General features: G+C 75.4%; 9 protein-coding genes. All 9 read right to left on the bottom strand.

Annotated features, from left to right (window positions below):
• Positions 1-871, bottom strand: an 871-nt coding sequence (locus KBX08_RS28205; RefSeq protein ID WP_210786354.1) for a cobalamin biosynthesis protein, incomplete at its 3' end; no start/stop codon positions are given.
• Positions 868-2184 (bottom strand): precorrin-6y C5,15-methyltransferase (decarboxylating) subunit CbiE, encoded by a 1317-nt coding sequence (gene cbiE / locus KBX08_RS28200; protein WP_210786353.1) that lies wholly within the window; start codon positions 2182-2184, stop codon positions 868-870. The genes cbiE and KBX08_RS28205, both read right to left, overlap by 4 nt.
• A complete protein-coding gene (locus KBX08_RS28195; protein WP_210786352.1) occupies positions 2181-3332 on the bottom strand; it encodes a cobalt-precorrin-5B (C(1))-methyltransferase in 1152 nt (383 codons plus the stop codon). Before KBX08_RS28195 ends, cbiE begins: the two co-directional genes overlap by 4 nt.
• Positions 3329-4171: a precorrin-4 C(11)-methyltransferase gene (cobM, locus tag KBX08_RS28190; protein WP_374101970.1), complete on the bottom strand. Its 843-nt coding sequence runs from the start codon at positions 4169-4171 to the stop codon at positions 3329-3331. Before cobM ends, KBX08_RS28195 begins: the two co-directional genes overlap by 4 nt.
• On the bottom strand, positions 4171-4947 hold the full coding sequence (gene cobI, locus KBX08_RS28185) for a precorrin-2 C(20)-methyltransferase (protein WP_210786350.1): 777 nt from the start codon (positions 4945-4947) through the stop codon (positions 4171-4173). Before cobI ends, cobM begins: the two co-directional genes overlap by 1 nt.
• Positions 4944-6299: a cobyrinate a,c-diamide synthase gene (locus tag KBX08_RS28180; RefSeq protein WP_210786349.1), complete on the bottom strand. Its 1356-nt coding sequence runs from the start codon at positions 6297-6299 to the stop codon at positions 4944-4946. The genes cobI and KBX08_RS28180 overlap by 4 nt, the downstream gene beginning before the upstream one ends.
• Complete coding sequence (gene cobO, locus KBX08_RS28175; protein ID WP_210786348.1) at positions 6293-6904, bottom strand: cob(I)yrinic acid a,c-diamide adenosyltransferase; 612 nt, start codon at positions 6902-6904, stop codon at positions 6293-6295. Before cobO ends, KBX08_RS28180 begins: the two co-directional genes overlap by 7 nt.
• A gap of 72 nt (positions 6905-6976) precedes the next feature.
• Complete coding sequence (locus KBX08_RS28170; RefSeq protein ID WP_210786347.1) at positions 6977-9193, bottom strand: magnesium chelatase subunit D family protein; 2217 nt, start codon at positions 9191-9193, stop codon at positions 6977-6979.
• Positions 9190-12858, bottom strand: coding sequence for a cobaltochelatase subunit CobN (cobN, locus tag KBX08_RS28165; RefSeq protein WP_210786346.1), 3669 nt, complete (start codon positions 12856-12858; stop codon positions 9190-9192). The genes KBX08_RS28170 and cobN overlap by 4 nt, the downstream gene beginning before the upstream one ends.
• Positions 12859-12982 lie beyond the last annotated feature (124 nt).

The raw sequence follows: 12982 nt of genomic DNA, 5'->3' as shown, positions 1-12982 counted from the left end.
CGACCGCGGCACGGACCACCTCGCTGGGGTGCGGCACGTCCACCGCCGCCAGCCGCGTCGCCGGCCAGGTCACCAGGGGTACGCCGAGCGCGTCGACGGTACTGCGGATGCCCGCCTCGTCGGCCTTGATGTCGGCGGTGGCCAGGCAGCGCAGGCTCGCCGGGTCGAGGCCGGCCTCGGCCAGCACCCGGTGCAGCAGCTCCGCCACCTCGGCGGCGGGTACGCCCCGACTCGCGCCCACGCCGACGACCAGCGACGGCGGCCGCAGCACGGCGGTCCGCTCGTCGGGTGACACGACCCGGTCGGTGACCAGCAGCCGGTACCCGTCGTCCGTCGGGTCCTCGTCGGCCGCGCGCACGTTCGGGGGCAGGGCGGGCAGCGGCCAGTCGGCGTCGGCGATCAGCCGGACCGGCTCGCCGTCCAGGATGGCCCGGGACACTGCGGCGACAGCGCCCTGCACGGGCCAGCCGAGGGTGTCCAACCCCGGCAGGTCGACAGCGTCGGTGGCGGTGGTGATCACCGGTCGGGCGTCCAGCAGGGCAGCGACCCGCTCGGCGAGCGCGTTGCCCCCGCCGGCGTGTCCGCCGAGCAGCGCCACGGCGTGCCGGGCCGCCTCGTCGACGACCACCACCGCCGGGTCGGTGCGCTTGTCGTCGAGCAGCGGCGCGACGATCCGCACCACAGCACCGGTGGCCAGGAACGCGATGACCGCGTCACACCCGACCCAGGCGGTCCGCAGCGCGTCGGCGACGGTCTCCCCCTCGACCAGCCGGGCGTGCGGCCAGGCGGCGGTCAGGGTGTCGGCGTGGCGGCGGCCGGCGGCGGTGGCCGCCACCAGGCCGATCCGGGCTGGCGGGTTCTGATCGGTCACGGGCGCTCCCCGGTGAGGACGACCACCGGGTTGGTGGCCGCGAGGCGGATCGACCCGCCGGGCAGGTCGGCGAGGCGGGCGGCGGAGAGCTGGCTGCCCTCGACGGTGTAGCCGGCGGCGCGCAGCAGACCCACTGCCGGTGCGACCCGGTCCAGTGCGGCCAGGGTGAGGACCACCCGCTCGGGTTGGCGGGCCACCACCGCGGTGAGGACGTCGACGCCGCCACCGCCAACGAAGACCGCGTCGGGCTCGGGGAGGTCGGCCAGCGCCGCCGGGGCACGTCCGCTAACCAGTCGGACGTGCACGGCGTGCGCGGCGGCGTTGGCCTGGATGGTGGCACCGGCGTCGGGGTCCTGTTCGACGGCGAGCACTGCCGCGCCGAGCAGCGCGCACTCGATGCCGACCGAGCCGCTGCCCGCCCCGATGTCCCAGATCAGCCGGCCCAGCCGGGGGCGCAGCCGGGCGACGACGAGGGCCCGCACCTCCCACTTCGTGATCATGGAGTTGCGGTGGGTGTACCGGTCCTCCGGCAGCGCCCAGCCGCCGGCCGGCGCGGCGGCTGGCTGGTTGTCGGCACGCATCCCCCCGGCCGTGCCCCTCTCGGAAACAGCGTCGGCGGGCGCGGACCCGACGGGTACGACGTCGGCGGGCGCGGACCCGGCCGGTTCGGGGTCGGCGAGGCTGAGCAGGACGTGCGGGTCGGCCCAGGTCTCGGCGGCGGCCTGCCCGGGGGTGACCGCGCGGATCCGTTCGGCGGCGGTGCCCAGGTGCTCGGCGACCAGCAGGCGGCGGGACCAGCCGATCAGGCCGGCGCCCAGCTCGGCCGCGCCGGCGCCGGGTGCGGTGAGCACCGCGACCAGTGGCAGCGCCCGGCAGGCGTTCACCGCGGCTCGGGGGTCGCGCCCGTGCGCGGTGACCACTGCGGCGCCGTCCCAGGGCAGCCCGACGCGGGCGAACGCGGCGGCCACACTGGACACCGCCGGCACCACCCGCAGTGGCAGCCCGGCCGTGCGCAGCCGCCGGACGATGCCGAACAGGCCGGGGTCGCCGCTGGCCAGCACCACTGCCGGCATCCCGGCGGCGACGGCCTCGGCGAGGCGGCGCAGGGCGGGGGCGAGCGGCCCGAGGGTGATGCTGTCCGCGCCGGCCGGTACGGGCACCACGGCCAGGTGCCGGGCGGCCCCGACCACCAGCGCGGCGGTGGCCAGCACCGGTGCGAGCGCGGGGTGCGGCGGTGCGCCCGCCGCGTCCAGGCCGACCACTGTCACGGCGGTCACCGGGGCCAGAGGCGTCGTCGGGGCCACCCGCGTCATCGGGGCCACCTGCCGGACGAGGCGACGACGTGCGCCCCGGCGAAGTCGACCATCGCCACGTCGACGGTGACCGTCGGCCCGGCGAAGCGCCGCAACACCTGGCGGACCCGCTGGCAGAGCAGGTCGCCGGCCGGGGCGAGCAGACCGGCGGCCTCCCACAGCTCGTACGCGTGCCGCCCGGTGTTCGCCTCGGTCACGGCGGCGACCAGCGACGGGTCACCGCCGGCCTCGGCGGTCACCGCGCCGAGCAGGGAGAGGTCCACCTTGGAGCGGGTGTAGTGGGTCATCAGGATGCCGGCCGCGAGTTTGGCGAGCTTGCCGGCCATGCCGACGAAGACCACTCCGGTCATGGCGTCACCCACGGCGGCGGTCACCGCGGCCCCGGTGAAGTCGCCGACCTCGACGAAGCAGACCTCGGGCAGGTCGGGCAGGAGCGCGCGGGCGGCGCGCTCGGTACGGCCGCCGGTGCAGAGCACCACTGTCGGCTCGCCCTGGGCGGCCATCACGTGCACTGCCTGCACGACGCTGGCCCGCCACGACGCGGTGGAGAAGGGGCGGACGATCCCGGTGGTGCCGAGGATCGAGATGCCGCCGAGGATGCCGAGCCGGCGGTTGGTGGTCTTGCGGGCCATGATCTCGCCCCGGGGCACGCTGATCACCACCCGAACTCCGACCTCGCTGAGGTCGACCACCTCGGCCACCGCCTCGCCGATCATCCGGCGCGGGGTGTCGTTGATCGCCGGGCCACCGACCGCGAGCCCGAGGCCGGGCTTGGTGACAGTGCCGACGCCGGCGCCGCCGGCCAGCCGCAGGCCGGGGACGTCGGTCCAGTTCACTGTGGCGGTCAGCTCGGCGCCGTGGGTGACGTCCGGGTCGTCCCCGGCGTCCTTGACCACCACCGCTTCGGCCCGGACCGGTGGGGTGCCGGTCACCTCGCAGCGCTCCACCGGGAAGCGCACCCGGCGTCCGGCGGGCAGCCCGATCTCCACCTCCTGCTGGGTGGTGCCGGTGACCAGCGCGGTGACAGCGGCCTTGGCCGCCGCCGTGGCGCACGCGCCGGTGGTCCAGCCGGTGCGCAGCGCGGTGGGCCGGACCTTCGCGGTGCGCGGCAGGTCCGGCTCGCGCAGCGGCGGCTCGGCGTACGTCATGGTGTGTGCCCCGGTGTGGCTGTCCCCCCGGTACGGGCGCCGACCTGGCGGCGCAGCTCGGCGCGGGCGGCCGGCTCGGCCCGGCGGAAGGTGTGGAAGTGCCCGGGGTGGTACAGGTGCGAGCGGGTGCCCTCGGCGGCGAGCGCCGGGCCGACCAGGAAGAGGGTGTGCTTCCACAGCTTGTGCTGTTTGACCGTCGCCTCCAGGGTGCCGATCGTGCAGCGCACCACCAGTTCGTCGGGCCAGGTCGCCTGGTACGCCACCACCGCCGGGGTGTCCTCCGGGTAGCCGCCGGCCAGCAGCTCGGCCTGCACCTGCCCGGAGCGGGCGGCGGAGAGGAACAGCGCCATTGTGGTGCCGTGCCGGGCGAAGTCGCGGACCCGCTCGCCGGGCGGCATCGGGGTCTTGCCGCCTTCGAGGCGGGTGAGGATGACCGACTGGGCCACCTCGGGCACTGTCAGCTCCCGTCCGACGATCGCCGCGACGGCGGTGAACGAGGACACCCCGGGCACGATCTCGACAGCCAGGTCGAGCGCCCGGCACACGTCCAGTTGCTCCTGCACCGCGCCCCACAGCGCCGGGTCTCCGGAGTGGATCCGGGCCACTGTCAGCCCCTGCTCGGCGGCGCGCCGGTAGAGCGGCAGCACCCCCTCGATGGGCAGCTGCGACGAGTCGACGATCTCCGCGCCGGGGCGGGCGTGGTCGAGCACGTCGGCGTGCACCAGGCTGGCCGCCCAGATCACGATGTCCGCCTCGGCGATGACCCGGGCGGCCCGCAGCGTCAGCAGGTCCGCCGCCCCCGGACCGGCTCCGACGAACCACACAGTGCCGTCGCTGATCACAGCTTTCCTCCTCGGTGCTCACGGCGGGCCGGAACCAGCAGCGTCGACAGGTACGGCAGGTCGTGCTCGGTGTCGTCGACCGGCCCGATGCGTTCACCGGGCAGCCCCAGGCTGCGTCCGAGCACGGCGTCGGCGAGGCGACCCTGCCGGCGCAGCTCGGCGAGCAGCTCCGGGTGCCGCCGCCAGCCCTTGTAAGCGACGACGGTGCCCGGCCCGGCGACGGCGTCGGCGAAGAGCGCCAGGCCCGCGGTGGCCGGCAGCAGGGTGAGCGGTTCGCGTCCCTCACAGAGCGGGGTGCCGCTGCGGGCCGCCAGCTCCTGCATGGCGGTGACGCCGGGCACCGTCGCCACCCGCACCCCCGGGCGCAGCGCGCGGACGCTCTGGGCCAGGTAACCGAAGGTGGAGTAGACGTTGGGGTCGCCGATGGTGGCGAACGCGAGGGACCGGGCGCCCGCGTCGATCGCCTCGACCACCACCCGGGCGGCGTCGTCCCAGGCCGCCGCCCGGCGCGCGGTGACCCCACCCCTGTCGTCCAGCGCGAACGGCAGCCGGCGCAGCCGCTCCGCCGCGACATGGGAGCGCACTGTCGCCTCGGCCCGCCCGTCCGCACCCGGCGGCGTCGCACCGGCGGTCACTGTGGGCGCGACCCGGTCCGCCATCACGGGTACGAAGACCAGGTCGGCCTCGCGCAGCAGCCGCACCGCCTTGACGGTGAGCAGTTCCGGGTCGCCCGGCCCGACGCCGACCCCGGTGAGCGTGACGTCGGCGCTCACCGGCACGCCTCGACCAGTCGACGGGCCGCGTCCGGGTGGCCGGCCCAGTGGGTGTGCAGGTAGGACGCGTGCACCCGACCGGCGACGAAGCCGTGCCCGGTGTCGTTCCAGCGCCACGCCGGCGCGTCGCCGTGCCCCGGGTCGGTGGTGGTGCGGTGGAACTCGTGGCCGCGTACCGGCTCGCCGGCGCGCGCCACCGGGGAGTCGGTGACGGCGAGGGCCTCCCGGTAGCCGAGGGTGAGCCGGTCGGTCATCCGGGCGGTCAAATCCAGTCGGCCGCACATCGGTACGCCGTCCAGGGACCGCCCGAGGTAGAGCAGTCCGGCGCACTCGGCCACGATCGGCCCGGCGAAGTCGGCCAGCTCGGCGCGGAGCGCCGTGTTGTCGGCCAGCGTCTGGGCGTACGCCTCGGGGAAGCCGCCGCCGATCACCACCGCCCGGGTGCCGGTGGGCAGCGCCGGGTCTCGCAGCGGGTCGACAGTGACGACGTCCGCGCCGGCGGCGGTGAGCAGTTCGGCGGTCTCCGCGTACGAGAAGGTGAAGGCCGGACCACCGGCGAGGGCGACGCGTGGTCGCTCGACGCCGGCCGGCCCGCCGACGGCGACGACCGGGTCCCACGCCGGGCCGGTCAGCGGGGGGGCGGTCCGGGCCAGGGCGAGCACGGCGTCGAGGTCCACTGTGGCCTCGACCAGTTCGGCGAGCGCGGTGACGATCGCGACGGATTCGGGTGCCCGCTCGGCGACCGGCACCAGCCCGAGGTGCCGGGCCGGCGCGGCCACCTCGGCGGCGCGGGTCACCGCACCGAGCACCGGTACGTGCACCTCGGCGAGGGCGTCGCGCAGCAGCGTCTCGTGCCGGGGTGAGCCGACCCGGTTGAGGATCACCCCGCCGATCCGTACCGCCGGATCGAACGCGGCCATACCGAGGGTGAGCGCGGCGGCCGACCGGCCCTGCGCGGTGGTGTCCAGCACCAGCAGCACGGGTGCCTCGATCAGCCGGGCGACGTGCGCGGTGGAGGCGTAGTCGCGGCGGCCCACCGCGCCGTCGTGCAGGCCCATGACGCCCTCGATCACGGCGATGTCGGCGGGCGTGGGGACGCTCGCGCCGTGTCGCAGCAGGGGGGCGATCCGGCCGGCCCCGACCAGGAACGGGTCGAGGTTGCGCCCGGGTCGGCCGGCGGCGAGGGCGTGGTAGCCGGGGTCGATGTAGTCGGGGCCGACCTTGTGCGGGCTGACCGTCAGGCCCCGTCGGCGCAGCGCGGCGAGCAGCCCGGTGGCCACAGTCGTCTTGCCGTGTCCGCTGGCCGGCGCGGCGACCACCACCCGGGGCAGCGCCCAGTGTGCGCTCACCACTCGATGCCCTTCTGGCCCTTCTGGCCGGCGTCCATCGGGTGCTTGACCTTGGTCAGCTCGGCGACCAGGTCGGCGGCGGCGACCAGGCGTGGGTCGGCGTCCCGACCGGTGATCACGACGTGTTGGAAGCCGGGGCGGTCGGCCAGGGTGGCGACCACCTCGTCGACGTCCACCCAGCCCCACTTCATCGGGTAGGTGAACTCGTCCAGCACGTACAGCCCGTAGCGCTCGGCGGCCAGGTCACGCTGGACCTGCCGCCAACCTTCCAGGGCGTCGGCGGCGTGGTCGGCGTCGCCGCCGCGCTGGATCCAGGACCAGCCCTCGCCCATCTTGTGCCAGGCCACCGGCGCGCCCTGGCCGGTGCGCTCGTGCACCTCGCCGAGCGCCCGGAAGGCGTTCTCCTCCCCCACCCGCCACTTGGCGCTCTTGACGAACTGGAACACCCCGACCGGCAGCCCGGCCGTCCAGGCCCGCAGGGCCAGCCCGAAGGCGGCCGTCGACTTCCCCTTCATCTGTCCGGTGTGGACGATCAGCAGTGGCCGGTGCCGCCGCTGCCGGGTCGTCAACCCGTCAAGAGGCACCGAACTAGGTTGTCCCTGCGGCATCAGCACTCACTCCCTCGCGTCAGCACTCCCGCGATCTTGCAGTTTCTGTTGGTCATATGCGCACCTCGCCCCTTATGCCGCGACCGGAAGTGCAAGATCGCGGGGGTGGGGGTGGGTGAGGGCTTCCAGGGGGGTTCTTGGGGCGTTCAGCTGGGTGGCCAGGCGGGCGGCCAGGTGCAGGCGGACCGGGCCGGACTCGCAGTCGACGACCACGCAGGGGGCGCCGGTGGCGGCCAGGACGGCGGCCGCCGCTGCCGCCCGGTCCAGCGGGCGGGTGCCCGCCGTGGCTCTCCCGTCGGTGACGATCAGGACCAGTGGGCGGCGCTTCGGATCGCGCAGGCGCTCCACCCGCAACAGGTCCACGGCGGCGAGCAACCCCTCGGCCAGCGGCGTACGCCCGCCGGTGGGCAACTCGGCCAACCGGGTCGAGGCGGCCAGCACCGACGACGTCGCCGGCAGCAGGGTCCGGGCGCCGGCACCCCGGAACGCGATCACCGCGACCTTGTCCCGCCGCTGGTACGCGTCGGTGAGCAGGGCGAGCACCGCGTCCTTCACTGTGGTCATCCGCTGCCGGGCGCCCATCGAGCCGCTCGCGTCCACCACGAACAGCACCAGGTTGCCCTCGCGCCCCTCACGAACCGCCTCGCGCAGGTCGTCCCGGCGCAGTCGCAGCGGACCGGTGACCCGGCCCCGAACCGCCTGGTGCGGCGCGGCGGCGCGGATCGTGGCCGGCAGGTGCAGCGCGCCCACCCGACCCGCCGGCACCCGGGCGCCGGTGGTGCGGCCCCGCCCGGTGCGGGCCCGCGACCGTCGGCCCGGCACCCCGTCACCCAGGCCGGGCGCGGTGAGCACCCGCGCCTTCAGCCCACCCCGGGGTACGGCCACCGGCTGGGACTCCCCACCGCGGGTCGGGTCGTCGGCACCGGTCGCCGACTGCCGGCCACCGCGCGGGCGCGAGTTCCGGCCGTCGCCGCCCTGCTGGTGCTGCGGCCAGCCGTCGTCGTCGCCCCGGTCGCCCGGCTGGCGCGGCGGCCAGCCGTCGGTGCCGTCGGTGCGCCCGTCGGGGCCAGCGCCGTTCCGCGCCGCCGAGTGCCCGGCCGTCCCGGGTTCACAGTGGTCGACGCCGTCGCCGCCCTGCGGTCCGCCACCACTCGGGCCGCCCTCGTTTGGTCCGCCTCCGTTCGGACCGCCCCCGTTCGGGCCGCCGCCGCCGTCCGGGCCACCGCCCTGCGGGCCACTGTCGTCCGGGCCGGCGTTGTCCGGGTCGTCGGGGTGGGCGTCCTGGGCGCGCTGCAACGCCTCGTCGAGGCGCTTCTCGTCCAACCCCGGGGTGTCGAACGGGTCGCGGCGGCGACGGTGCGGCAGCGCCAGCCGGGCCGCCACCCGGACGTCGTCGATGGTGACCCGGTCCCGGCCGTGCCAGGCGGCGTGGGCGAGGGCGGTCCGGGCGGTGACGATGTCGGCCCGCATCCCGTCCACGTCGAACGCCGCACACACCTCGGCGATCTGCCGCAACGCGGCGTCCGGCAGTCGTACCCCGGGAAGTCGGCGGCGGGCGGCGGCCACCTGGCCGGCGATCTCCGCGTCGGCGTCGGCCCAGCGGGCGGCGAAGCCGACCGGGTCCGCGTCGGCGGCCAGCCGGCGACGGACCACCTCGACCCGGATCTCCGGGTCCCGGCTGGCGCCCACCTCCACTGTGAGCCCGAACCGGTCGAGCAGCTGCGGGCGCAGCTCCCCCTCCTCCGGGTTCATCGTGCCGACCAGCAGGAACCGGGCCGCGTGGCTGACCGAGACGCCCTCCCGCTCGACGTGGCTGCGGCCCATCGCCGCCGCGTCGAGCAGCAGGTCGACGAGGTGGTCGTGCAGCAGGTTGACCTCGTCGACGTAGAGCACACCCCGGTGCGCGGCGGCGAGCAGGCCCGGCTCGAAGGCGCGTACCCCCTCGCCGATCGCCTTCTCCAGATCCAGCGCGCCGACCACCCGGTCCTCGGCGGCGCCCACCGGCAGCTCGACGAGGCGGGCCGGGCGGGTCTCGGCGTCGGCGTCGGCCGGGTGCGGGCCGTCCGGGCAGGCCGGGTCGGGCTCGGCCGGGTCACAGCCGAAACGGCAGCCGGCCACCCGGCGCACCGGGGGCAGCAGCGCGGCGAGAGCCCGCACGGCGGTGGACTTGGCGGTCCCCTTCTCACCCCGGACCAGTACCCCGCCGATCGCCGGGGAGACCGCGTTGAGCAGCAACGCCAGCCGCATGTCGGCCATGCCGAGCACGGCGCTGAACGGGTAGATCGTCATGCCCGGTCCTCCAGATCGCCCTCACTGGCCAGGTACGTGTCGCGCAGCCGGTCGAGGGTGGCCGGCTCCGGTTTGGCCCACAGCCCCCGGTCGGCGGCCTCCAACAGCCGCTCGGTGATGCCACGCAACGCCCACGGGTTGGACTTCTCCAGGAACTCCCGGGTGGTCTCGTCGAAGAGGTACGCGGCGGCCAGGTGCTCGTACATCCAGTCGTCGACCACACCGGCGGTGGCGTCGTAGCCGAACAGGTAGTCCACTGTGGCCGCCAGCTCGAACGCGCCCTTGTAGCCGTGCCGGCGCATCGCGGCGATCCACCTCGGGTTTACCACCCGGGCCCGGAACACCCGCCGGGTCTCCTCACCCAGCGTGCGGGTACGCACGTCGTGCGGCATCGCCGAGTCACCCACGTACGCCTGCGGTGACGTGCCGGTGAGGTGGCGGACCATCGCCACCATCCCGCCGTGGTACTGGAAGTAGTCGTCGGAGTCGACGATGTCGTGCTCGCGGGTGTCCTGGTTCTTCACCGCCACCGCGATCCGGGCGAACGAACGCTCCATGTCGGCGCGCGCCTCCCGCCCGTCCAGGCCCCGGCCGTACGCGTAGCCGCCCCACACCGCGTACACCTCGGCCAGGTCGGCGTCGCTGCGCCAGGTCCGGGCGTCGATCAGGGGCAGCAGCCCGGCGCCGTACGCGCCGGGTTTGGAGCCGAAGATCCGGGCGGTGGCCCGCCGCTCGTCGCCGTGCTCGGCGACGTCGGCGGCGACGTGCGCCCGCAGGTAGTTCTCCTCGTCCGGCTCGTTCAGGGCGGCGACCCGCCGGACGGCGTCGTCGAGCAGCGCCACCACGTGCGGGAACGCGTCGCGGAAGAAGCCGGAGATGCGCACTGTGACGTCGACGCGGGGCCGGCCCAGCTCGGCGGTCGGCACCACCTCGATGCCGGTGACCCGCCGGGACCGGTCGTCCCAGACGGGCCGGCAGCCCAGCAGCGCGAGCACCTCGGCGATGTCGTCGCCCTGGGTCCGCATCGCGCTGGTGCCCCAGACTGTCAACCCCACCGAGCGGGGGTACGCCCCGGTGTCGGCGAGGTGCCGGGCCAGCAGCGAGTCGGCGAGGGCCACCCCGACGTCCCAGGCGTTGCGGCTGGGGATGGCCTTCGGGTCGACGGAGTAGAAGTTGCGGCCGGTGGGCAGCACGTTGACCAGGCCCCGGGTGGGTGAGCCGGACGGGCCGGGCGGCACGAACCTGCCGTCCAGCGCCCCGAGGGTGTTTGTCAGCTCGTCGGTGGTCCGGTCCAGTCGGGGTACCAGTTCGGTGGCGGCGAAGTGCAGCACCGCGGCGACGTCCGGGACCGACCGACCGGTCACCTCCGTCACCACCGCGTCAACAGTGTCAACGGCCCAGTCCAGGGTCTCCATGCCGACGACCAGCCGCCGCGCGAGGGCCTCGATGAGGTCGATCGCGTCGGCGGCGGTGCCGGCCGGCCCGTCCACCACGTCGGTCAGCGCGGCGGGCAGCGCCAGTCGCTGTCCCGGCGACGCGAGCAGCTCCTGCTCGTCGAGGGAGTACGCGACGGCGAGGGCCTGTCGCAGGCCGGGCAGGGCCCGGGCGCCGCCCCAGATCTGCGGGGCGCGCAGCACCGCGAGGACCAGGTTGACCCTGGGCTCGCCGGTGGGAGCGTCGGCGAGGATGTGCAGCCCGTCGCGGATCTGCACGTCCTTGACCTCGCACAGGTACCCGTCGAGGTGCAGCACGAAGTCGTCGAAGTCGTCCGCGTCGGGCATCGCCTCGGCGTGCAGGTCGTGGTGCAGCTCGGCGGCGCGCACCAGGTCCCAGATCTGGGCCCGCACGGTGGGCACCTTGGCCGGGTCGAGGGCCTGCACCGTCGCGTACTCGTCGAGCAGTTGTTCCAGTTTGGCCAGGTCGCCGTAGGTCTCGGCGCGGGCCATCGGCGGGACCAGGTGGTCGACGACAACGGCGTGCGCCCGCCGCTTGGCCTGGGTGCCCTCGCCGGGGTCGTTGACGATGAACGGGTACACCAGCGGCAGGTCGCCCAGGACCGCGTCGGGCGCGCAGTCCGCGGCCAGGCCGAGGCCCTTGCCGGGCAGCCACTCCAGGGTGCCGTGCTTGCCCAGGTGCACCACGGCGTCCGCGCCGAAGCCGCCGTCCGCGGCGGGCGCTGTCAACCAGCGGTACGCGGCCAGGTAGTGGTGGCTGGGCGGCAGGTCCGGGTCGTGGTAGATGGCGATCGGGTTCTCCCCGAAGCCGCGGGGCGGCTGGATCAGCAGCACCACGTTGCCGAAGCGCAGCCCGGCGAGCACGATGTCGCCGCCCTCGGTGTACAGCTCGCCCGGCGGCTCACCCCAGTGCTCCCGCATCCGCTCGCGCAGCTCGGCCGGGACCTGGTCGAACCAACGCCGGTACGTCGGCCCGGGTATCCGGGCCTCGGCGGCGGCCAACTGCTCCGGGGTGAGCCACTCCACGTCGTGACCACCGGCGGCGATCAGCGAGTGGATCAGCGCGTCGCCGTCGTCGGGCGGTGGCGCGTCACCCAGGTCGTAGCCGGCCTCGGCCAGCGCGGCGAACAGCCGGACCGCCGAGGCCGGGGTGTCCAACCCGACGGCGTTACCGACCCGCGAGTGCTTGGTGGGGTAGGAGCTGAGCACCACGGCGACCCGCTTGTCGGCGTGCGGCACGTACCGCAGCCGGGCGTGGCGCACCGCGATCCCGGCGACCCGGGCGGCCCGCTCAGGATCGGCGGCGTAGACCGAGAGCCCGTCGGCGTCGATCTGCTTGAACGAGAACGGCACCGACACGATCCGGCCGTCGAACTCGGGGATGGCCACCTGCATGGCGGCGTCCAGCGGGGACAGGCCGGCGTCGCTGTCGGCCCACTGCGCGCGGGTGCTGGTGAGGCAGAGCGCCTGGATGACCGGCACGTCCAGGGCGGCCAGGGCCCCGACGTCCCAGGCGTCCTCGTCGCCGCCACCGGAGGCGTCCGCGGCGACCGCACCGCCGGCCGCCAGCACCGTGACCAGCAGCGCGTCACAGCGGGCGAAGAGCCCGAGTGGGCCGGCGCCCGCGGTCAGCCCGCGCAGCGAGCCGCAGAAGATCGGCAGCGGGTTGCCGCCGGCTTTGTGGACCGCGTCCGCGAGCACGTCGACGAAGTCGGTGTTGCCGGCGAGGGCGTGCGCCCGGTAGAAGACGATCCCCACAGTGGGCCGATTCGGGTCGGCGGGGTGTTCGCCGTGCACGCCGTACGCCGGGGTGGGCGTGGGTGCGGCGAACCCCTCGCCGGTGAGCAGCACCGTGTCGGAGAGGAACCGGGCCAGCTGCCCCAGGTTGTCCGGGCCGCCCTCCACCAGGTACGCCAGCGACTGGGTGACGACCCCGGACGGCACTGTGGAGGTGGCCATCAGCTCCGCGTCGGGCAGCGCCTCACCGCCAAGCACTACCGTCGGCACGCCGGTGGCGAGCACCGCGGCGAGACCGTCCGGCCACGCCTGCCGACCGCCGAGCAGGCGTACGACGACGAGGGCGACCCCGTCGAGCAGGGCGGGCACCTCCTCGGCGGTGACTCGGGCGGGGTTGGCCAACCGGTAGTCGGCACCGCTGGCGCGGGCGGCCAGCAGGTCGGTGTCGGCGGTGGACAGCAGCAGGATGCGCACGGCAGGCTCCGGAAAGTGACGCCCTGGGCCCTCACGGGGGGCGACCGGGGCGATGCGGGTGGGTACGGCGTCAGCCGGTACGACGGCCCGAGCGAACGGCGCCCCGACGCATGCGTCGGGGCCG

It is taken from the genome of Micromonospora sp. H61 (assembly GCF_018070325.1).
GTDB classification, from domain to species: Bacteria; Actinomycetota; Actinomycetes; order Mycobacteriales; family Micromonosporaceae; genus Micromonospora; species Micromonospora salmantinae.
Note: the sequence above shows the minus strand (reverse complement) of the source record. Positions and strands in the feature narration are given on the sequence as shown.